The following is a 24,101-nucleotide window of genomic DNA, read 5'->3' as shown; positions in this document are numbered from 1 at the left end:
AAGCGATACTGCAAGGTATCTCCCCGGGAGGAGATAAAGGTTTCTTTCTGGTAGGTTTCCTGAGCAGACAAAGGTAACAGGAAGAAAAGAACACAAATTGCACTGATTAATCGTTTCATAGCATTGTTATTTTACATGTTTCACTTCTGAACGTAAAGATACACCATTCTCATTAAATGCTTCCACACAGAAGTAATAATCCTGATCGATGGTAAGAGATTTCATAAGTAATTCATTATTTCCATATACCATCCAAGAGCTATAAAGTTTATCGGGAGCAATACCCCATAACACATTATATCCCTGTGCACCTTTGACCGGTTCCCAACTGATAGTAATATCACGACGGTCCGCATGGCGATCAAGGGTTAATTTCTTCGGCTGTTGCGGTGTTTTCCCCATGCCCAATCCAAATACCCGAAGTTCAGAAATTGCCAAGTTCGGGGTCGGTACATCTATGTTTTTATAGCGGATATAACGCGCAGATTGGGATTGTCCGAGTTCAACATAATCATTCGGGGTATCTTTATAACTTTCTTTGCGGTCAACCAATATTTCCCAATTCTGTCCATCCAATGAACCCTCAATCACATAGCGGTGGCGAAGCCCTTCATAACGACCATACATATCACTTTGGTAATCATGATAGTTGATCTGAATAGCAGATACAGCAGCCGGTTTTTCCAGATCGATCATTACCCATTGGCGTTCATCGTTAGCCTCAGCCAACCAGAATGTCTTAGTCAGTTCATCAGTCAATGCAGAAGGTTGGAACTCTCCTTTTACAGTAGAGGCGGTAACCGGCTTGCCGTAAGAGAGCAACATCCACCCTCGGAACTGTCCTGCCTTACCCGGCACGGCAGGAGCATAACGGGGATAATCTCCAAAACGGGTATCCACATACATAACACCATCTTTATCAAATCCGGCAGGAAACATACAGAGACGACGTTCCCAGTTCACATTGATGGAAAGAGACATCGAAGCAAAATGCCAATACTGTCCGCCGGGACCAAGCACAGTGCTTCCATGCCCGGCACCATTCATATAACCACCCGGTTTATAAGATACCGGATTATGTTTCTGATAGGTATAAGGTCCCATCGGATGATCTGCTACGTATACTCCGTCTGCATAAACATTGAATTCCGTACCCGGCGCACCATATTGCATATAGTATTTACCATTATGTTTTGTCAACCAGGGTCCTTCAATGTAACCGCCCAATACTGTATCCGTATGATTCTCACCAAAACGCTCCCAACCATGTTTAGGCATATCCAGATTGAAAAGTTCTTTCGTCTCCCCTTTCTTTGTGAAACGGTGATCTTTATCCAATTCCATACCCCGGATAGGGTAAACATTGGAAGATCCCCAGAACATATAAGCTTTCCCATCGTCATCAATAAACAAATCAGGATCTTGCAGATTATGCAGAATGGCAGGCGTAGCTTCCCAATCACCGGAAGCAGGATCATCGGTATAAAGGATGCTCATAGAACCTGAAGGATCGCCTGCAACATAAAGCACAGAGTCCTTATAATTGTGTGCAGCCGGAGCATTGCATCCTTGAGGATACCAATTCTTACCGGGACGTACAAACTCCCAGTTCAATAAATCCCTGGAACGCCAATAGCCGTGCGAGCGCGTTACGAACATATAATATTCCCCGCGAAATTCCACTACTGCCGGATCGGCCCCCGAACGGTAAGAAATATCCCGGTCGGAATTATAAATCATATAGGTATAATCTATATTCAAGGGATTACAATATGTATCCTGACGCATATCCTGCGCCGGAAGAGTAGTCCACGCAATCAGGCAGACTATAGTCAATAACAGATGTTTCATTCTTTCGTTCTTTATATTACTTGCACAAATTCTGAGGAACTTCATATTGTTTTTGTAAACGTGCAAGTTCTGCCATTAGTTCAGCAGTTACTTTCTCCATTCCTTGCTTTCCGTACAGATTGTGCATTTCTGTCGGATCAGTTTTCAGATCATACAGTTCCCATTTGTCTTCCACATAGAAGTGCATTAATTTGTAGCGTTCCATCTTTACACCATAATGGGCACGGACACTATGAAATCCGGGAAATTCATAATAATGATAATAGAGCGATTTACGCCAATCACGCGGTTTCTTTCCCGTCTCTACCAACTCCCGGAACGATACACCCTGCATATCCCGTGGTACTTCGATACCGCACATATCCAGAAAAGTAGGAGCAAAGTCTATGTTCTGCGTCAGTCCTGTTACCTGAGTTTCCGGCTTGATATGTCCGGGCCAGCGCATAACCATCGGCATGCCGAAAGATTCTTCGTACATGAAACGCTTATCAAACCAACCATGTTCTCCCAAGTAGAAGCCCTGATCGGTAGTATAGACTACAATCGTATTTTTATCCAGTCCGGTACGTTTCAGATAATCAAGAATCTCTCCCACACTTTCGTCTACACTCGCTACAACTCCCATATAATCTTGCAGGTAACGCTGGTATTTCCACTCCGCGACTTCTTTGAATGAACGTTTTCTGGAGTGGAATTCATTATTTCTATCACGGTATGCATCAAGAAAGCGGCAGCGTTCATCCGGTTCCATTGTTCCCAGAAAAGCATGCGGCCAAGGGTCGAACAGTAAACTGTCACTATCCATACCGGTAACCATCTTCAGATCGTGTCCTTCGTACATGTCACAATAGATATTCATCTTTTGCATCTGTGCCGCATAACGGCCCTCATAAACATCAAAATAATTATCAGGAAGTGGAAAAGTAGTATGCTCATACAGATGGTAATGTCTTTCTGCGGGTACCCAGTTTCTATGAACAGCTTTGTGATGCATCATCAGAAAGAAAGGTTTGTTCTTGTCTTTCCGTCCGTCGAGCCATTCTTCCGTGAATTTAGTAATCAAATCCGTCACATACCCCAAATGACGCGTGGTATCATTTTCAGTAATAAAATGCGGATTACAATATTCTCCCTGATCATCCAGAATCATCCAATGATCGAAACCTGTAGGCTTAGAAACAAGATGCCACTTACCAAAAACAGCTGTCTCGTAACCATTTGCCTGTAATATCTTCGGAAGGGTTTGTTGCATACCGTCAAAACCTTTCGCCCAGTTCTTCATGAAACCATTCTTATGGCTATGTTTACCGGTAAGTATGGCAGCACGACTCGGCCCGGAAATAGAATTGCAACAATAGTTATTCTGGAAAACTGCTCCTTCATGCCCGATACGGTCAATATTTGGAGTCAGTGCCACTTTCCCTATAGGATGACCATAAATACTCATAGCCTGACGGGCGTGGTCATCACTCATAATAAAAATGATATTGGGGCGTTCATTACGGACTTCCTGCCCTTGACCTTGCACAATGGAGGAAGGCACAAAAGGTAAGACGAAAAGCCCCAAGGATAATTTAGAAGTCATGGCACTATCGAATTGTCAGATTAGCCAGAATAGGTGCATGGTCGGATAAATAGCCATTGTCCGGCTTGTCTGCTATCACTCTGAATTTATTGGCTACCACCTGTCCATTGACAAAAATAAAGTCGATCAACTGGCGTTCTTCAACCGGGATGCGCCCAAAATCATGGAAACTCCACGCAGGACCATAAACTACGTCAGATGTGGAATAAGTATTCTGCATCCCCCCTTCCGTAAGAACAGAAATCGGGTCTGAATCAACAGTACCATTAAAATCTCCCATAATAACTACTGGTAAATCCGAAGCTATCTCACGTATCTTTGCAAGCAACAAAACTGCACTTTCACGACGGGCAACCTTACCAATATGGTCGAAATGTGTATTAAAAGCAGCCAATTCTTTACCACTGACTTTATCTTTAAGAACAGCCCACGTCACAATGCGTTCGCAAGCAGCATCCCAGCCTTTTATTCCAATAGAATCGGGTGTTTCACTCAAACCGAAATTTCCACTCTTCACAAGATCGAAACGATCGGTCTTATAGAACAGGGAACAGTATTCCCCCTTTTCTTTTCCATCGGCACGACCCACACCTAAAGCCGTATATTGTGGAAGACGGTTCTTCAGGTCGTCCAACTGGTTCTTCAATACTTCCTGCATACCTACTACATCCGGAGCATAATAAGTGATCATTTGTGCCGCAGCATCTTTACGATACTTCCAGTTGTTTAAACTATCCGCTACATGGTCCAAACGAATATTGAATGACATCACATCAACCTTAGCTTCCGGCTGCTTGCTGCACGAAGCAACAAGCAGAACGAAAGCAACTAATACACTATTAAAAAACATGTTTTTCATAATTATGTAACCTTTTTAATTTAAGTATGGTGTTTTAAATCCTAACTTCTTCAATCCTTTTTGTACATCCGGATGACTCATAAACAATTTCCATATTAAACCTGTACGATAATTTTCTATCATAACAATAATAGGTCCCTGGTCTATAGCCAGATAAGATGGCGCAAACCAGTCAGCAGTCAGGTTAAATGCATCCTTGAAACCATATTCTCCCCAAAGCTTATCGCCAAGCTCTTCATAGAAATAGCGCATGGCTTGCAACGAATATTCCGGTGCATAAGGAATAGACGACAAGGCAGCTGTTGGGGTAATAACACCGCGGTCATTACCAGGACAATGCGCAGAGTAACCTTTATCACCATCACTGGCTGTCAGTCCCCAGCACTGTTCTCCATACCCTTTATACCCCTTCGGATTATCTATGCAATAAGCACGATTAATCAGGGTATGTGCTTTCATCTGTTCTTCATAATCAGCATAATAATCTTTCAAACCACGCGGATCAAGTCCCATATAAGAATAATGGGTAAAGAACAAAGGTCCGCCATAATCACTTCCCAATGGCAAGGTTATGTCGTAATACTTCTTACCATTTTTGAAAACGATAGAATTGGCCCACCCTTTATGATATACTGACTCTGCAATGGGATAAGTGGGTGAAGAAGCAGCAAGTATATACGTAATATGGCACTCATTATGCCCTTTTATCTGATGGTTCATCGACCAACCGTTATTGGGTGACCAATGCCAATAGAGTACATACTCACCACCTTTAGTAAACCAATTCCATTCAGCCTGACGCCACAGGTCATTAATAAGACCACGGATACGTCTTTCCACCTGATTATCTTTGTTGAAATACTGATGTGCAGCCAGCAGCCCTTCGAACATGAAAGCAGACTCTACCAGATCAGCACCATCATCTTTCCGGCTGAAAGAAATGGTTTCTCCGCTCTGTCCATTTATCCAGTGTGCCCAAATGCCATGGTAACTGTCCGTATTCTTATCATTCAGAAAGCTGACTATTTTCAGCATACGCTCTGCCGCTTGTTCACGTGTTACAAATCCACGTTCTGCACCGACAATAATAGCCATTACCCCAAAGCCGGAACCACCAATGGTAACAATATCGTCATTACCGTTACTACGTTCGCGTGCCAAGCCCGAAACCGGATGTCCGTAATCCCAGAAATAACGGAAAGTCTGTTTCTGTACGAGGGTCATCAGTTCTTCATCAGACAAGTTCTTCTCCTTCTTACCACCGGAAGCTGCCGGTAGCAGGCTAAACGGGTAAAGTAGAAGCATCACATATATTATAAGTCTCATCATATATTCTATATTATCAGTTTAGTGCAGGGCTTTCAAAGCCTAACTTTTTCATTCCCTGCTGAATTTCCGGAATAGCCATGAATAAATTCCAAAGCATTCCTGTTCTATAATTTTCTATCATACAAATGATTGGTCCCTGGTCGATAGCTATACACTGGTTATCATACCAATTAGCTGTCAGGTTGAAAGCATCTACAAAACCATAATCTCTCCAGAGTTTATCACCCATCTTATAATAGTAGAAATGCAATGCAGACATCGACTCTTCCGGAGTATAAGGAAATGCAGACAATGCAGCCGTAGGAGCAATCACTCCTTTATCATTTGTAGGTGAATGTGCCGAATAACCATTATCACCATCACTAGCTGTCAGCCCCCAACAAGAGGCTCCATAACCAGCATATCCTTTAGGATTCTCCTTACAATAATTATAATTGATCAGAGTATGGTTTTGATTCTGTTCCCAATAATCAGCATATTGATCTTTCAGTCCTTTCGGATTAATGCCCAAGAAGGAATATTGAGATAAAAATAACGGTCCACCCTTATCAGCTCCCAGCGGAAGCTTGTATCCATAGTAGGTATTACCATTCTTCAAACCGCCATTCCTTGCCCATCCAGCTTCATAAACCGCCTTATCGATAGGATAAGTAGGAGAAGAAGCTGCAAGCACATAAGTTATCAGGCACTCATTCCAACCTCTGATCGGAAGATTCTTCTCAAATCCATAGTTCGGGCTCCAATGCCAATACAGAACAGACTCTCCACTTTTCTGAAACCAAGTCCATTCAATAGCTTCCCACAGGCGGGTTATATCAGAACACAATTTACTCTCAGCTTCCGAACCGTCCTTGAAGTATGCACGTGCTGCAAGTAGTCCCTGGAAAAGTAAAGAGGTTTCTACCAGATCCGCACCATCATCTTTATCACCAAATGGCTTTGTCTCACCAGTTGCACCGTTAATCCAGTGTGCATAGGCTCCATGATAACTCGTACACTCTTTGTCCAGGAAAGTTACAATCTTCTGCACTCTTTCAAGAGCTTCCTGTCGGGTTACAAATCCTCTTTCAGCCGCTACCAGCATCGCCATCACTCCAAATCCTGTTCCTCCGGTAGTAACAACATCACCGGAAGTTGTTCTTTCGCATGCCATACCGGAATGTGCATGACCGAAGTTCCAGAAATACTTAAAAGTTTGTTTCTGCACCAAAGTTAATAAATCCTCGTCAGGAATGCGATCAAACTTATCCGAATCATCCATCCCTGTACGGATTTCATAGACTTTGCCATTGGTAAGAGATACTCCGGAGGTGGATTTCACCCCCGGATTGATCACCAGTTTATATGAGGAAAAACTTTTAAAACCACCTGTTGGAGTCAATGAGAGTTTATCCTTTCCCTGTAGTTTTGAATCATATGCCACCGCCTGATCATTCAGTTTCAATATGATATTACTCTGAATCGTAGCTTCATCCACTGCATCTGTGAATGTAAGCACAATACTGGCATTGGGAGCTACATTTTCAAAGGAACTCTGATCCTGTTTTTCACCAATGGATATACTTTGCAGTTCAAATTTTCCGGGTGCTTCCGAAGCATCATCTTTACTGCAAGAAATCAGTAATAAGGACAGTATAAAATAAACAGCTCTCATATTCACTCTATTTCTAACGGTCATCATTCTTTACCTGAATAAAGTTGTTTGATATCAGAAGCAGATATAGCTCTGTCATAGAAGCGGAACTGGTCTAACTGTCCCGGAAAATTGGATGCCCAACTCTGTGCTCCTGCACCTTCTGTCAAACTCGGTTTTGTGCTAAACTGAAATGCTCCGATAGCAAATGTACCCAAATCTTTAAATTTAAGCTTTCCATAACCGGGCAGCTCTTTTGTAAATGCACTTTCACCATTCCGGTAAACTGTTACTGTCGAATTACTACCATCATAAACAAATGCCATATGAACCCATTCAGTACCAAAGACATTGTCTATCTTAGCTTCTACCCATCTCTCATCATTATCTTTCACTGATGTACAGTTATACAGATGCATCTTGAAGAAAGCCTGGGTCTCACTACTTGTATTTTCCAGATAGATATCAAAATTACCCCAGAAAGTCTTGGTATTAGGAATACTGAAAACACCATATGCGGAAGTATTTCTCGTTGTTTTCATCCAGAAAGCCACCGTACAACTTCCTAAATCGGGTATAGAATCGGTCAGATAAGAAGGAACACGGGCTAACAGATATGTATCTTTTGTGCCTTGATAAGCTTGTCCGTTGATGCCATCAGTATAAGTAATATCCCCTCCGGCACTCATGAGGAAGGTGTAATTACCCTTATCACGCATATCATTCTCAAAAGGCAAGAACAATTTCATTGGTGAGAACACTTTGGGAGCAGAACTATCCGGATAATCAAAAGCCGGATGATCCATATCCTGAAAACAAGATTGCAAAGTGAGTGCTGACACACAAAATGCCAACAATAAATTAATATATCTTTTCATGGTCATTACTATATGAATTAATAATTAGGGTTTTGAACTAACACGCCATTTGATTTGTCAATTTCGTCCTGAGGCAAAGGCAACAATGCATGCTTATCCTGGTAACCGGTCTTTCCGGCTGCATGCAGCACTTCCTTCGCTATTCCCCAACGTACAAGATCATAGAAGCGATCGAATTCCATACCCAACTCAACACGACGTTCATGACGAATAGCTTCCCGCAATTCACTCTGATTATCAGTGGTAACCTCCGGCAAGATATTAGCATTCGTACCACGGGCACGGGCACGTACCATCTCAAGATATCTTCTTGCACTTGTATTATCACCCAGTTCGCAAGCAGCTTCCGCAGCCATCAGTACGACATCCGAATAACGGATCAGACGAATATTCACCCAATACCCACTCTTCGTATACTTTTCGCGCAAAGCCGGATCTGTATACACTTTCTTATTAAAGTACTTTGCTATCACATCTGCATTGGCAATCGGCTTTTCTCCATAAGGTTTGTTTGCAGGAATGGTCGAAGGATCTTCTCCTGTTCTAATAAAATACAATAAAGTCTCATCCTTTCTGGGATCACCTTCTTCGAATGCGTCAGCCAATAATTGAGTAGGCGTATGTTGGCCCCAACCTAAATTCCATTCACCGGCCCCACGACAGCCCTGTACCTGAGCATACTGGCTACCAATTTCGTTGGAGCCCGGAAGAGCAGCAGTAGCAGTACATTGAAGTTCCAGAACGGATTCACCACAGTTTTCACCTTTCTCACGGAAAATATCTTCATAAGGTGTATTCAAATTATATAAACCGGAAGAAATAACGTCCTCTGCTGCCGCACGCATATTGTTCCAATCATTACGCATCATATAAGTACGGGCATGTAAGGCACGAGCCGCTCCCCAGCTAAGACGACCGACATATTGTGCTTCCCAAGTCCTCGGCAAGTAAGATTCTGCATTTGTCAGATCTTCATCAATCAAAGTATATATCTGATCTACAGAAGATTTGGGAATATTGGCATCTGCTACACTCCCTACTTTAAAATCAATCAAGGGCACTTCGCCAAAAGCACGTACCAAATTGAAATAACAGAAAGCACGCATCAATAAAGCTTCACCCTTATTAACTAAGTCACCGCCTGTCAATGAAGGATTCGACTTCATCTCCTCCAATACATCATTTGCTTTATGAATCAAGGTATAATTGGCATTCCAGTAACTTTTTACCATGCCATTACTTGCAGCATATTCAAAATCATCAAACATTTTTCCTGTTGCAGATCCGTCAGACAGTGTACTACCCTTTTCCGCATCTTCCGAACGCATACCATGAATAGCCAATGCCGTATTTCCGGAAACAATATGATAACCACGAAGCAAAGCATACATGTTAAAAATCTGTGTTTCGTAAGTACCACCAGTCAGGTCATCTTCAGTCAATACTCCTTGCGGTTTCTGATCTAACAGGTCACTGCATGACATCTGGGAACATCCCAATGCCAAAGCCATCACATAATAAAATATCTTTTTCATACTGATCGTTTTTCTTTTATTAGATTTCATGTTTAGAATGATAAGTTAAAGCCTAATGTATAAACTACAGGCATCGGATAACCTCCACCATCTACACCAAACGCTGTTGCACTACCACCAACTTCAGGAGTATATCCGGTATTACGGCTCCATGTTTTAGGATTCTGCACATTACCATAGATACGTAAAGATTGCAGTTTGATGCGGTTCAACAAACGGGGATCAAAGGTATATCCCAGTTCTATGTTACGGATACGGAAGAAACTTCCGTCTTCTACATAGTAAGAAGAAGCTTCCAGGTTTACAGAACGGGATGGATCAAGAATCGGATCCCAGTTGGATGTTCCTTCACCATGCCAACGGTTCAAATGCCCTGTGCGATAGTTGAATTGTGCATAAGCACTACTATCCCAGTTACGATAAACCTCATTTCCATAAACGCCCATCATATCTACACTCAAATCAAAATTCTTGTAACCCAGATTTACGCTAAAACCATAAGTAAAATCCGGAGTAGGATTACCAATCATAGTACGGTCTTTCTCTGAGATAATACCGTCACCATTTACATCGGCAAACTTCAAATCGCCCGGCTTCACAGAAGCTACCTGGTTAGGTGCTGAAGTTTCAATATCGGTTTCATTCTGATAAACACCTGCCACTTTGTATCCATAGAAGTAGCCGATAGGATATCCTTCAGATACACGGGAAACGCCATTAATTATTGAATAATCCTTGCTTATCAATGATACGACTTCATTATCAATAGTCGTTAGATTGGCTGAAACACCATAACGCCAGTTTTCACCGATTTTATCGCTCCAGGATGCTGCCAACTCAAAACCACGGTTACGAATCTCTCCTGTATTCTGCAATGCAGGAACCGTACCTGAAAGACCGGGAACACTTGTCAGCAAGTCTTTGGTTGTCTTATTGTAATAAACAGGAGAAATCTGCATGCGACCATCCAACAGATGCATATCAAAACCAACTTCCCATGAATAGTTACGCTCCCAACCCAATGTCTGTGAAATCAGTTTATCCGGTCCCTTACCTGCAATAACATTATCACCAAAGACAGCAGAACCCGAACTTGTAATATTAGGGTAGGCCGGATAGCGGGAACCTCCTGTATTCTGGCTTCCCAAAACACCCCATGAACCTTTCAGCTTCAGATAATCGATTACATTCTGTTTCTTCATGAATGCTTCTTCACTCATAACCCAACCGGCACCGAATGAATAAAAATTATCCCATGTATTTCCTGTTCTCTTAAATACGGAAGAACCGTCACGGCGATAAGAAGCATTCAGCAAATAACGATTTTTATAGTTATACAATGCACGGAACAGATAGGACATTGTAAAACGTTTGTATTGGGATCCACCATTAGTAGCTGATGTAGCATCATCAATCATAGTAATCCACCACTTATCTATATCTTCGCCAATGGAAACACCATAACCTGGCAATTGACTGCGGCCACCCGATAAATCAGAATATTCATTATAATTCGTAGTAAGACCGGCAGTCAGAGTTAAACCATGATCACCAAACTGATTAATATAAGTCAATACATAATCGGACTGTGCTGCCATTGATGTAGACTTCGACTGACTGATACTTTCTTTATCCGTCAATCTTTCTTTACCACCTTCTACATCCGGGTTATACACATAAATAAGCGGAGAATAAGAACGTGACTGGCTGGAAGCATAATCCAGGGAGAAAGTAGCCTTAAAGGTTAGATTCTTCATTAAATCAAGCTCTCCGTAGATATTTCCTGCCATACGATAATTTGCAGATTTATTATGAGCACCTCTCAACACGGGTTCAATCATAGGATTCCAAACCTGAGCACGCTGAAAATCAGGAAGAGTATGTAGAAGACCGCTTTCCGTATCATAAACAGGAGCAATCGGAGCTGCTTTCAAAGCAGAGCCTACACCTTTTGCATCAGGATATAATGCACGTACACCGTTCACCTGGAAACCAAAACGTAAGAAGTCGGTCACTTTATGTTCACTATGTAAATTCACAGTAAACTTATTCAGCTTTTCACTCTTGATGGAACCTTCTTCCATTACATATCCCAAGCCCAGATAAAACTTACTTCTATCTCCCGAAGCTGTAATGCTAACCGTATTGTTAGTAAGGAAACCTGTTTGGAACATCTCATCCTGCCAGTCAGTATCTGCATTCCATACGGTATAATCGTACGGATCGCCACCCTGATTCATGCGTTGTTCATTATAAAGCATTTTGAACTGCTCTGCATTAGTCAGGCTAACGCGGTCTGTAACCTTTTTCCAACCCACCGAACCATTAATACTGACCTGAGTCTTACCTTCTTTCGCCTTCTTAGTAGTAATGATAATAACACCATTAGCACCACGAACACCAAAAATAGCCAAGGAAGAAGGGTCTTTCAGGATTTCCATAGATTCAATATCCGCTGTATTCAGATAGTTGATGTTATCCGTAAACAGTCCGTCCACTACATATAAAGGAGTATAACCATTGATAGAGTTTGTACCGCGAACACGAATTTCCGGATCCTGCCCGGCACGTCCTGTATTGATAACCTGCACACCAGCGACCTTACCTTGAATAGAAGCCAAAGGATTGGTAGATGGTTTTGAAGCAATCTCGGCAGCTTTCACCGTTACAATAGAACCGGTCAAATCACGCTTCTTGGCGCTACCATAACCTACTACTACAACTTCTTCAATGAGCTGACTATCCTCTTCCATCATAAGATTCACTGTAGAACGCCCATTAAGCGCCACTTCCTGTTCCTTCATACCAATATAGCTGAATATTAAAGTGGCATTCGCCGGTACGCCAGGAATCTGGTATTTTCCGTCGATATCCGTAATAGTTCCCATATTCTCCTGTCCTTTTACCCGAACAGAAGCACCTATAACAGTTTCGCCTGTCTTATCTGTAACGACACCCGAAACTGTAATCTTGTTCTGCGCCATCGAAACGACAGCAAACAGTAACATCACACATGTAATTAATAGATTTCTTTTCATTTTGTATTGATTTAAAATTACTCTGCAAACGTATAGCAATAATTGATTTAAGTCAAAAAACAGACTACCACAAGAGTACCACGCCTAAACATGGTACTACTTTATAACTACTACATACTCGCAGAACTAATTAGTTATCAGACATTTATTTTTAATAAAGTTTCTGTATTCGTTCTTTATCTATCTACTACCAAGCAGATACTTATTGAAGCGAAAATAGGGCCTTATTCACATCACGGCTATCACCACCTATCATTACTTCAAAGTCGCCCGGTTCGCACACAAAATCCAGATTGTAATTGTAGAACTTCAACATATCAGCTGTTAACTTGAAAGACACTTGTTTGGATTCACCGGCTTTCAGGAAGATTTTTTCAAAGCCTTTCAGTTCTTTCACCGGACGTGTTACACTGCCTATAAGATCGCGGATATATAGCTGCACTACTTCCGAACCGTCATACTTACCTGTATTGGTTACCGTTACAGTTGCCGTAATCTCTCCATTGATATTCATGGACGATTTATCCAATGTAATATCGCTATAAGAGAAAGTAGTATAGCTCAAGCCATATCCAAACGGATAAAGCGGTTCGTTATCTACATCCAGATAATTGCTACGGAACTTCTGGAACCAAGCTCCTTGAGGCAAAGGACGACCGGTATTCTTATGATTATAGAACAAAGGAATCTGTCCTACACTCTTCGGGAAAGTAGCAGTAAGTTTACCACTCGGATTTACATTTCCAAACAGTACATCACCAATGGCAAGAGCAGCTTCACTACCACCAAACCACACATTCAGAATAGCAGGTACATTTTCCTGCTCCCAATTCAATACTAACGGACGACCGGTAAACAACACCAATACCACCGGTTTGCCGGTTTTCAACAATTCCTGCAAAAGTGCACGTTGCGTATCCGGCATTTCGAGATCTGTACGACAACTACTTTCACCGCTCATCTCGGAAGACTCACCCAAAGCAGCAACAATCACGTCAGACTTGGCAGCTACAGCAAGCGCCTCATCCAGCAGTTCCTTATCTGTACGATTGTCACGATGCAGGGTACGGCCAAACATAGTAGCACGTTCTTCGTATTCGGCATCACTCATCAGATTACTCCCTTTAGCCGTAAGAATTTTAGCCTTGCCTCCCACTACTTCTTTCAGACCTTCAATCAAAGAAGGATATTTGTTCATCACAGCAGCCACACTCCACGTACCCGGCATATTGCTACGGCTATCAGCCAAAGGACCTACTACAGCAATGGTACCTTTCTTTGCCAGAGGGAGTACACTATTCTCATTCTTCAAGAGAACAAAGCTTTCCGAAGCTGTCTTACGGGCTATAGCACGGTGTTCTTTCGTAAAGATTTGTTTTTTAGGACGGGTTATATCACAATATTTATAGGGATTATCAAAAAGACCCAGCTTATACTTAGCTTCCAGAATACGGCGACAAGCAGCATCAACAGCCTTTACTGAAACTTTTCCTTCTTCCAAAGATTTCTTAAGTGTGCTTGTAAAAGCATCGCTCACCATATCCATATCAACACCTGCATTCAGAGCCAAGGCTGCAACTGTTTGTGTATCCCCCATACCATGATCGGTCATTTCAGTGATACCGGTATAGTCTGTCACAACAAACCCATCAAAGTTCCACTGCTTACGAAGTACATCGGTCATCAGCCACTTATTTCCGGTAGCCGGTACACCATCCACTTCATTGAATGAAGCCATCACACTACCCACACCTTCTTCCACGGCTGCTTGATAAGGTAACATATATTCGTTGAACATACGTTGATGACTCATATCCACTGTATTATAGTCGCGTCCTGCTTCTGATGCCCCATATAAAGCAAAGTGCTTTACGCAAGCCATAATCTCATCATTACTACTCATATCCTTCCCTTGATAACCACGTACCATAGCACGCGCAATCTCCGCTCCCAAGAAAGGATCTTCACCATTCCCTTCGGAAACTCGTCCCCAACGGGGATCACGGGAAACATCCACCATCGGACTGAATGTCCAGCAAATACCATCAGCACTGGCTTCGATAGCAGCAATACGTGCAGATTCTTCAATAGCTTTCATGTTCCAGGTACAGGATAATCCCAGAGGAATAGGGAATACAGTTTCGTATCCATGAATTACATCCATACCAAATAAAAGAGGAATACCCAGACGACTTTCTTCTACTGCCTGTTTCTGAACGTCACGAATACGCTCCACGCCTTTCAAGTTAAAGAGTCCGCCCACTTCACCGGCACGGATACGCTTAGCCACATTACTACTCTTGGCTTGCCCGGTGGTTATTTCACCCGTAACAGGTAAGTTCAACTGGCCGATTTTCTCTTCCAGCGTCATTCTCTTCATCAGATCATCAATAAAGCGATCCATATCGACAGGAGATTTTTGTGCTTGCACATTGGCAGATACCAGCACCAATAAAATTAAAAACGATTGTACCTTAAGGATTAATTGTCTCATGCTTTTCATTCTTTATTATTTTTGGAGAAAAATGATTTCGCTGCAAATAAAGAGAAAGCACCTTAAACTGCCACAATACAGAGCTACAACAAAAGTACCTTTAGTGCAAAACACAAAAAAAGGAGGTACTATTTTAGTACTTCCTTTCACATTATAACGTTAATAATCAACTATTTAAAATTAATCATAAAATCCGTCAGACTATCTTCCTGAGATAGATTAAATTTCTTACGCAAGCGATATCTTGCCGCATCTACGCCCCTCACCGATATATTCAGCAGCTTGGCAATTTCTTTTGTCGGCATATTCAAGCGGAGTAAAGCACAGAAACGTAAATCACCCGCCGTCAGATCCGGGTACTGTTGTTTCAGGTTTCGGAAGAAGTTCTCATGTATCCGGTCAAAATTCGCCTGGAACATATTCCAGTTTTCCTCATCCGAAACGATACTTTGATTAATCAATACTAAGAGCTTATCCAGATTCTTCCGCGTATACTGCCCTGATAACTTCTGTTGTTGTATTTCTTCTTTCAACGAATTCAAAAACTCCTGATGGGCAATATTGGTCATCACAACTCCGGACAGTTCTTTACTCTTAAAACGTAAATCAGCTTCCAGTTGCTCTTTCTCCAATTCGATAATCTTCTTTTCCTGTATTTCTATCTCAGCTTGATGGGTAATGCGTTGTTGTTCAATCACCCTGTCTTTCTTCTTCTTCACAGACTGATAAACGATGTATTGCAACAACAATAACAACAACAGCCCAATCAGAACATAACCGGTGATAGCCCAATATGATAGAAACCAAGGTCTCAAGACTTCAAAAGGTAGCGTTACCAATGCCAATACTTCATTCTCATTATAAATCTCAGCTTTAAAAACATACGATCCAAATGGCAAACGAGTATATTTCTTCTGCAGACTGCGGTCACCTTCCACCCACTGATCGGACAGTCCTTCCAATTTATACCTTACCTTGTAAGTATAGTCATTATAAACCGGATAGCATAAAGAGAAGCATACGGTATTCAAATCTGCATCAATCTTGTTCTCTTTTTGCACCGACATTTTTTTTATTTTTCCCGTCCACTCCGACTCAGTCGTTATAGCCGATATCCACAAAGAGCGCCTAATAGAGGACTTGTACAAAAGAGAACTATCTGAATCAATCCGGGCAACAGCATTATTCAAACAGAGATAAGAACTGCCACTCGCCTTGTCATAAACCATCGCTGCTCTCTCCTCTATAGACAAACCATCAAACAAAGAAAACGGAATTCTATGTTCAATCCGGAAAACATTCATTTCACATTTCACCAAATATGCCATCTTGCTGTTTACAAACCAGTACAGATTGCCTTTTGCATGACTCACACTATGTATTCCTTTCAAATCCGCCAATTGCTCATTCATCGATTCATAAGGAATAATAGAATCATTCATATCTTCGTAAGTGTAAAACATTTCCCCATTTGAAAAAACAACCCGTCCGTTGATCTTAAACAAAGAGAAGTCCCCATCTTTCACATCACCCAGTTCCATATAGGTTCTGACATCTTCTACCCGTTTCAGATCCGGATTAATCCGAAAACGGAATAATCCTTTCCGTAAATGCTTCACCCAGATATTCCCCTGGGGATCCATCTCGATCTCCCGCACCATGTGGGTAAACCCGCCTAACGACCGCAGAAACCTCCAGATGCCCGAAGACTCCTCATTGTATAAATTCAGAAACGTATAGGTACCTTGCAATAAGAACGAACGTCCTTCCAGATTGACTTCTTTCATGCACATCGCTCCTCTCACATCCGAAATCAGCGATGCCTGCGAACCCGATATCTGAAAAGTTCCTTTATTATGTCCACATAAAATCTGTTTTCCCCATTCACCAACAAACCATGCCTGCTCTTCCAGTCCCGGCACAAGTTCGGGGACTCTGTTCCTAATCCTGTAAAGTCCTTGATTGGAAGCGATATAAGCCTCATCCTCTTTCACCAGCACATCATAGACCATTCCTATTTTCCGGTAAGGAGGCTCATAATAATATACCAAGGAGTTATTTTGTATATAGGCTATACCTTCATCCAAAGCTGCCCAAACATTGTTATCGGCATCACAATACAGCCCTAATACGGTATTATTCTGTAAGCGACTGTCTGTATTCTCCTTCCAAAGTAAACGTCCTTCTTTATCTATTGCATAAATCCCATTAGAAAGCGTACCGATAATATAGCAACTGTCTTTGGTCATTACAGCCCGGTTCACAGAGTATTTTTCAAGCTCGGCATCACATTCTGTATGCCACTTCAGTATCTTTCCGCTTTGATAAACAAAACCGCCACTCTTTTGTGTCAGGAATAAAACGCCATCATTATACGGAAGTCCTGCCACCACATCACTGTTGCCCAATGATTTTCGTTCAATCAGATTTTCCAGCCCATTCTTTGCAAGAACAAAAAGCCCTCCGTTTATCTGTTGAGAATAAACCGTATCACCTACCTGAAATAAATTCAAAGGAAGAGTTTTTGTACGAATCCCCTTCACAGTATGCCCATCATAAAAGAACAGAGAACCGAAAGATTGAAATACAATCTCCCCATGTGCCGACGTAATCGTCCAGATTTCATCATTATGGAACCGGAAATCTTTCGCTTCATCTTTTAAAGAGTGGTACACAAGGCTATCCAATGAATTACGTTCGAAATATCCGAACTCTTCGAAAGAGCCCACAAATATCTTGCCGTCTTTACCGATATATACAGAGCGTACTATGTTCCTGGAAGGTAATTCATGAAGTTCCCAGCTATTTCCATCAAACTCCAACAGACCTTTGTTATTGCCAATATACATAACTCCCCTATCATCTTGAGCGATAGACCAATTCTGAATACCTGCATTATAATCTGATACGGAATAGCTCCTCACGATGGGAGAAAAAGGAATAGAGGAACCACGTGATAAGCTACTAAAAAGAGAAAATATACAAAATAGCAACAGAGATACTCTCATATATATTGATTTACAAGTAACCTGCCAGCAAAGGTAATTGTTTTCCACCAAAAAACCGGATAACTTTATGGATTATCTTTTCCGGAAAGGTAAAGATAGACCATAAAATTATCCGGTTACTTATTTTAAGAAGCTACAAACTATAACCTACACTACATAGTCAAAAATCATCAGACTGCTTTTTCGGTATGAATTAAAATTCACCAAGCTTGTTTCTTTCCCCTTCTCTTTTATGACCGTAGTTTCCGGTACGCTCAGCATTTTCTTATACTCCTCCGAGTTACCCAGCACTTTCACGGCTTCATTTAAATCATCATCATCTTTCAACTGCTGTATGATACCACCACGTTGGAAATAATAACGCTTAATGATATCCTGAGCAATCATATTCTTGATATCTTTTGCAAAGTAATCCAAGTCACGGTCCAGATTATGACTAAGTTTCTGCTCAAGAGCCTTGAATTCTTCGGAAGCATCTTTCATATAACCTTCAAATTCTGCCATTTCTTTCAAATTCTTCAGAATCTTCTCGCTCTGCTGGTCATATTTAAAATCTGCCTTCTTCACCATTTCCTTAAACTCTGCATAATCAGCATCCGTTACTTCGAAATTCTCGGGAGAAGCAATTGTCGGGTGCTTCAGGCAATATTGAGTAGCATAATTAAAGATCAGATTATCATTTACCAGATAAAACAAAATATTAGGTAACTTTTCTTGTTCCACTGCAACGTCCGGCGTCACACCACCGCCATCACGCACTTCACGTCCGACAGCTGTATGGAATACTGTAGTCAAACTATCAGGAATACGCCCTACACTACCATCCGGGTTACGATGTTTGTAATCTATTGCCTGTACGCAACGACCACTGGGAATATAATATTTGGAAGTAGTCACCTTCATCGTACCGCCATAAGGCAATGTACGCGGCACCTGCACCAAACCTTTCCCAAACGTGCGGTTACCTACAATCACTGCACGGTCATAATCCTGCAATGCACCCGCCAGGATTTCCGAAGCGGAAGCAGTACCGCTATTTACCAATACAGCAATAGGAATATCCGTATCCAATGGTTCGCGCAAGGTCTTATACGTATTACTTGCTTGTTTTATCTTGCCTTTCGTTGTTACAATCGTCTTACCACGGGGCAGAAAGTAGTTGGCTATCTCTACAGCCTCTTCCAGCAACCCACCGCCATTGTTGCGCAAATCAATTACCAATGAAGTGATACCCTGCTTCTTCAAATCAAGAAAAGCCTTCTTAAACTCTTTGGAAGGATTTCCTGAGAAAGTACTCAGGTTGATGTAACCGATATTGTTATCCAACTTACTGTAATAAGGAATAAACGGCAACTGGATGTTTTTACGGACAATTGTAAAATCCAATGGCTTTGCCTCACCGGGACGCTCAACCTTCAGTTGGAAACTTGTCCCTACCTGTCCACGAAGTATTTTGCTCACATCCGTATTTCCGGTCAAATCTTTTCCATCTATTTCAAGCAAGATATCACCTGCTTTCAATCCCACTTCGGCAGCAGGCATATTTTCGTAAGGCTCCACAATTACTGTACGCTTCAATTTAGGCTCATATCGGATGATGGAACCTATACCTCCATAAGAAGCCTTAAGCATTTGTTCCAACTCACTCCGATCCTCTTCCGGATAAAATTCCGTATATGGGTCCAGAGAATACAACATCGCATCGATACCCTCTCGTATTGTCTTATTCGGGTCCAATGTATCTACATAGAACATATCCAGTTCCTTCACGATGGAATTGAATATATCCAGGTTCTTTGCAATCTGGAAACTGCGGCTATCACCACTCTTGAAACTAAAAAAGACAACTACACCTACTACTAACAGTAAGGTAGTTATCCAGCGTACTTTCAGTATTTTCTTCATATCCTATTTATTATAGTTCACTGATTCTCGTTTTAATATCTTCCCACCACTCGGCAGGCATTTCTGCACCAATCACCCGGATGATGCTTCCTGAAAGGATAGAACCTATCTTGCCACATTTCTCCAATGAATATCCACAAGTCAGTCCATACAAAAAACCGGCTGCAAAATAATCACCCGCACCGGTCGTATCTATCACTCTATCCACAGTGACAGCATGCACATGCACTTCCTCTGTCCCTTTACGAATGAGCGATCCTCTGGCACCCAACTTCACAATAGCGATGCTGCACATTTTAGCAATCACATCCAATGCTTCTTCCGGTTCTTTACCCGTAAATGCTTTTGCTTCCTCCTCATTGGCAAACACAATATCCACATACTTGTTTATCAATAAAGAGAAGAAATCGTGATCTTGCTCCACAATATTATAGCTTGCCATATCCAGGCAGATTTGCAATCCGGCTTCTTTTGCCAGTTCAATGGCACGAAGTATCATATCATGATCCTGCACCAGATAACCTTCTATGAACAAATAAGTATACCCCTTAAACATCTCCCGCGAAAGATCTTCAGCCTTTAATGTAGCGGCGGCACCCAAATAAGTACCAAAAGTACGTTCCCCGTCAGGTGATATAAAAGTAGAAGCTACCCCCGAAGGTAACTCAGAAGAAACTAATAAATTTGCTTCCGTTCCCCGTTCCAACAAACTTTGCCGATAAAATTTTCCATAAGCATCATTACCAACCTTACCAATGAATCCTGTTCCCGCACCAAGGCATGCCATACCACGAATTGCATTTCCGGCAGAGCCTCCAGTAGCCAATTCTGTTTCCATTTCACTGAAACATTCATTGATTATCAGCAGTTTCGTTTCATCAATCAGGGTCATGCTTCCCTTGGGCAATTCCATTTCAGTAAGAATATGGTCGTCGTTGAGAGTAGCAAGAACGTCAACAAGGGCATTGCCCATTCCAATTATTTTGTCCATTTCGATATTTTTTTTGCAAAGATATTGCATATTTCAAAATATCCTATTACTTTTGCAGCGCATTTGAGAAAAAACAACATTCTTCCTTAGCTCAGTCGGTTAGAGCATCTGACTGTTAATCAGAGGGTCCTTGGTTCAAGTCCAAGAGGAAGAGCGAAAAACTTAAATGCAAATTCTTCCTTAGCTCAGTCGGTTAGAGCATCTGACTGTTAATCAGAGGGTCCTTGGTTCAAGTCCAAGAGGAAGAGCAAAAAGGTTCGTCATTATGGCGAACCTTTTTTGTTTTCATTATTTAGTTATCTTCATCAAGCTTCCGCAACCGCCAAGGTCAATACACTGATACGTATCCCTCCTATCTCACGAAATACATCAGCACAGGCAGTAGTTGTAGCTCCTGTAGTCAAAACATCATCCACAATCAGAATATGCTTCCCTACTAATCGTTCCGGATGGCGGAGTTTAAAAATACCTTCCACATTCTCCCATCTCTCATAAATCGATTTACGGGTCTGTGTATTGGTATGTTTCTCGCGGATCACGGAAGAAGTATCTACAGGTATCCCTGTCACTTGAAACACGCCACGGGCAATCCACTCACTTTGATTATATCCACGAGCTCTCTGTTTACGGGGATGCAAAGGTACGGGAATGACAACATCTACATCTTCAAAAAAGCCGGTCGGCAGTAATTCCGCCGCCATGCAACGTCCCATCACCGCTCCCAGTTCTTTCCTTCCACCATACTTCAATTGATGTAGGATCCTGCGGAAATCACTTCCTTTCCGATAAAAGAAATAAGAGGTGGCACGTTCCAGAGGAAACTTTCCCCAAAACATACGCTCTACAGGATTATCCTTCATTTTATGGTAATTCGTACGCGGCATATCTATATTGCAACGAGTACAAATAGTATCCTCACCCTCTATAAGTGATGCTCCGCAAACTGCGCAGCAGCGTGGAAAAAAAAGATGGAACAAAGGACCGAACCAATATTTCACAGTATTTTTCATCAGGCTATTTCTTTATGTCACATCCCCAACGGAGGGACTTCTTGTATCAGTTGTTGCAATATAGGATGCAGATATCCATTCGTGGCAATAATATGATGCCCTTCTATAAAATTCTCATTCCCATAAAAGTCAGTCACCCGGCCACCGGCTTCCAGCACCAGCAATGCGGCAGCCGAATAATCCCATTTGCCGATGAAAGCTTCCGCCCAGGCATCAAAACGTCCGGCGGCTACATAGCATATTGCCAAAGCTGCAGAACCAGTCATACGGATACCACCAACCTTACCATACAAATTATGTATCAGATGTTCTCCCGTACGGGCATATTGACATGAGTTATAAGGCAATTCAACTACCAGAAAAGCATCTTCCATCTGCTGCACATTGGAAACCTGTATCCGCTGGCCATCCACATACGCACCTCCACCTTTCCAGCCATAGAAACACTCATCCCTACAGGGATCATACACTACTCCGATCAAGAGTTCCTCTTTAGACCGAAGAGCTATACATACACAATAAGGCGCGTTGTCATGGATATAATTTGTAGTCCCGTCCAACGGATCCACTACCCAACAATAAGGTTCATCCTGATACACTGCCGAACCTTCTTCCGTAATAAAACCGGCTTCCGGCAACAAAACGGAAAGTTCAGCAACAATCTGTTTTTCCGACTCTTTATCTACATAAGACACATAGTCATGCGCATGTTTCTTCTCCACGCTTTCACTGCGGAAAGTTTTTCTCTCTTCTTTCAAGAAACTTCCTGCATCCATAGCAATGCGGCAAACTTTTGCGGTAAGTGATGCTAAATCCATATTCGTATTCTTTTTCTTTGTTATTCTATTATTTCCCGGGCAATCCAGGCGCAGGCCTCAGCGTCGGCTAATGCATGGTGATGCTGCTCCAACTCATAACCAAAGTAGGCAGCTACCGTATGCAGCTGATAGTTGGGCAAACCTTTGATCCGTCTTCGTGCCGTACTCAAGGTACAATGAAATTCATAATCGGGATAATCTAGGCTATAAGTTCTGAAAACGGCTTTCAGACAACTCTCATCAAAACCTTTATTATGGGCTATGAGCGGTAATCCTTCAATAAGTGGCGCTATCTCCTGCCATACGGTGGGAAATATCGGAGCTTTTGCCGTATCCGCCAGTGTCAATCCATGCACACGCGTGTTCCAATAGGTATAATATTCCGGTTCGGGACGGATCAGACTATAATAAGTATCTACAATCTCTCCTTCCCGCACAATTACTATGCCGACACTGCACACGCTGGTACGCTGTTCGTTGGCTGTTTCAAAGTCTATGGCAGCAAAGTTTTCCATAATTCAGAAATTCCAAAGGTCCTATTACGGTTCCTCCACCTGCTGATAAATCAGATTTCCCCGTTGACTAATAGTCCATTTATCGTTCTCCAGACGGACATTCTTCGTATCATCATCCTCTACATTCCATGCGTATCCCCCCGAAGGTAAAGAGCGGCGATCCAGTATTTCGCTCGGGCGGTCATCAGAAAAGAAGAGTTCTACTTGCAGCGAATCGGGCGAAAAAACAATATAGGCGGCTTTTTCTTTATCTGCCACATCGGCTACACGTACTCCTTTCTCCCAAAGACGGATGCAGTCTTTCAGAACCTCACTCCAGGTATATCCTGCGGAAGCTATACAACCGTGAGCATCCTTATCATCACCCACCTTATTCTCTTCACCCTTTTTACTCTGAGAGTTTCCACAACTTGTAAACAGGAGGCTTACACACATCAATAGTAAAAAACAAGCATTTCCAGTTTTCATAAGAATCATCTATTTATATTTTGCACCCCAAAAGTACGAATAAATATGAAGCGGGGAAAGTTATCACATTTATTTCATGCGGGGAAAAGAAGTTCAGCTTCAATAAAGTATTCCAATAAGTTGTCAGCACTCCAGCATTGATAACGCTCACCCTTCTGTCAGTCACAGTTTAATGCAGTATATA

General features: G+C 42.0%; 16 protein-coding genes and 2 tRNA genes. 2 read left to right on the top strand and 16 right to left on the bottom strand.

What is annotated here, in order from left to right; all coding sequences use genetic code 11:
- Nucleotides 1-126: 126 nt before the first annotated feature.
- From BACCELL_RS11130 to BACCELL_RS11075, 12 genes are all read right to left on the bottom strand, one after another.
- Nucleotides 127-1,851, bottom strand: coding sequence for a family 43 glycosylhydrolase (locus BACCELL_RS11130; protein ID WP_044153806.1), 1,725 nt, complete (start codon nt 1,849-1,851; stop codon nt 127-129).
- Between the two features lie 16 nt (nt 1,852-1,867).
- The gene (locus BACCELL_RS11125) at nt 1,868-3,436 is read right to left on the bottom strand and encodes a sulfatase family protein (RefSeq protein ID WP_007211879.1); all 1,569 of its coding nucleotides are present in this window, start codon (nt 3,434-3,436) and stop codon (nt 1,868-1,870) included.
- Nucleotides 3,437-3,440: 4 nt separating this feature from the next.
- Nucleotides 3,441-4,295 carry an endonuclease/exonuclease/phosphatase family protein gene (locus tag BACCELL_RS11120; protein ID WP_007211878.1) on the bottom strand — a complete coding sequence of 285 codons (855 nt, stop codon included), beginning with the start codon at nt 4,293-4,295 and terminating at the stop codon, nt 3,441-3,443.
- Between the two features lie 15 nt (nt 4,296-4,310).
- Nucleotides 4,311-5,624: a glucoamylase family protein gene (locus BACCELL_RS11115; RefSeq protein WP_007211877.1), complete on the bottom strand. Its 1,314-nt coding sequence runs from the start codon at nt 5,622-5,624 to the stop codon at nt 4,311-4,313.
- A 13-nt stretch (nt 5,625-5,637) separates the two neighbouring features.
- Entirely contained in the window at nt 5,638-7,305 is a 1,668-nt protein-coding gene (locus BACCELL_RS11110) for a glucoamylase family protein (protein WP_007211876.1), read from the bottom strand.
- On the bottom strand, nt 7,302-8,135 hold the full coding sequence (locus BACCELL_RS11105; protein WP_026367155.1) for a LamG domain-containing protein: 834 nt from the start codon (nt 8,133-8,135) through the stop codon (nt 7,302-7,304). Before BACCELL_RS11105 ends, BACCELL_RS11110 begins: the two co-directional genes overlap by 4 nt.
- A gap of 17 nt (nt 8,136-8,152) precedes the next feature.
- Nucleotides 8,153-9,670, bottom strand: a complete 1,518-nt coding sequence (locus BACCELL_RS11100; RefSeq protein WP_044153603.1) for a RagB/SusD family nutrient uptake outer membrane protein — start codon at nt 9,668-9,670, stop codon at nt 8,153-8,155.
- A 32-nt stretch (nt 9,671-9,702) separates the two neighbouring features.
- On the bottom strand, nt 9,703-12,708 hold the full coding sequence (locus BACCELL_RS11095) for a SusC/RagA family TonB-linked outer membrane protein (protein WP_007211873.1): 3,006 nt from the start codon (nt 12,706-12,708) through the stop codon (nt 9,703-9,705).
- 202 nt (nt 12,709-12,910) lie between these two features.
- Nucleotides 12,911-15,202 (bottom strand): beta-glucosidase BglX, encoded by a 2,292-nt coding sequence (bglX, locus tag BACCELL_RS11090; protein WP_026367153.1) that lies wholly within the window; start codon nt 15,200-15,202, stop codon nt 12,911-12,913.
- A 170-nt stretch (nt 15,203-15,372) separates the two neighbouring features.
- Nucleotides 15,373-18,210, bottom strand: coding sequence for a triple tyrosine motif-containing protein (locus BACCELL_RS11085; RefSeq protein ID WP_195356640.1), 2,838 nt, complete (start codon nt 18,208-18,210; stop codon nt 15,373-15,375).
- Between the two features lie 147 nt (nt 18,211-18,357).
- The gene (locus tag BACCELL_RS11080; protein WP_007211869.1) at nt 18,358-20,115 is read right to left on the bottom strand and encodes a S41 family peptidase; all 1,758 of its coding nucleotides are present in this window, start codon (nt 20,113-20,115) and stop codon (nt 18,358-18,360) included.
- A gap of 10 nt (nt 20,116-20,125) precedes the next feature.
- Nucleotides 20,126-21,106, bottom strand: coding sequence for an adenosine kinase (locus BACCELL_RS11075; protein ID WP_022210637.1), 981 nt, complete (start codon nt 21,104-21,106; stop codon nt 20,126-20,128).
- A gap of 80 nt (nt 21,107-21,186) precedes the next feature.
- Between BACCELL_RS11075 and BACCELL_RS11070 the strand changes: the two genes are divergently transcribed.
- Together BACCELL_RS11070 and BACCELL_RS11065 are read left to right on the top strand one after the other, a co-directional pair.
- Nucleotides 21,187-21,260: transfer RNA gene (locus tag BACCELL_RS11070), tRNA-Asn, on the top strand.
- A gap of 20 nt (nt 21,261-21,280) precedes the next feature.
- Nucleotides 21,281-21,354 (top strand) — tRNA-Asn (locus BACCELL_RS11065).
- Between the two features lie 57 nt (nt 21,355-21,411).
- Here the strand turns inward: BACCELL_RS11065 and BACCELL_RS11060 are convergent.
- From BACCELL_RS11060 to BACCELL_RS11045, 4 genes are read right to left on the bottom strand one after another with little or no spacing between them, the layout of a single operon-like run.
- Nucleotides 21,412-22,116 carry a ComF family protein gene (locus tag BACCELL_RS11060; protein ID WP_007219395.1) on the bottom strand — a complete coding sequence of 235 codons (705 nt, stop codon included), beginning with the start codon at nt 22,114-22,116 and terminating at the stop codon, nt 21,412-21,414.
- Nucleotides 22,117-22,133: 17 nt separating this feature from the next.
- Nucleotides 22,134-22,934: an inositol monophosphatase family protein gene (locus tag BACCELL_RS11055; protein ID WP_007211866.1), complete on the bottom strand. Its 801-nt coding sequence runs from the start codon at nt 22,932-22,934 to the stop codon at nt 22,134-22,136.
- A 20-nt stretch (nt 22,935-22,954) separates the two neighbouring features.
- A complete protein-coding gene (locus BACCELL_RS11050) occupies nt 22,955-23,449 on the bottom strand; it encodes a 3'-5' exonuclease (RefSeq protein ID WP_007211865.1) in 495 nt (164 codons plus the stop codon).
- Nucleotides 23,450-23,473: 24 nt separating this feature from the next.
- Nucleotides 23,474-23,917, bottom strand: coding sequence for a hypothetical protein (locus tag BACCELL_RS11045; protein ID WP_007219393.1), 444 nt, complete (start codon nt 23,915-23,917; stop codon nt 23,474-23,476).
- Nucleotides 23,918-24,101: the final 184 nt, after the last annotated feature.

The sequence above is a fragment of the Bacteroides cellulosilyticus DSM 14838 genome, from assembly GCF_000158035.1.
GTDB classification, from domain to species: domain Bacteria; phylum Bacteroidota; class Bacteroidia; order Bacteroidales; family Bacteroidaceae; genus Bacteroides; species Bacteroides cellulosilyticus.
This window is presented reverse-complemented; position numbering and strand designations above follow the sequence as displayed.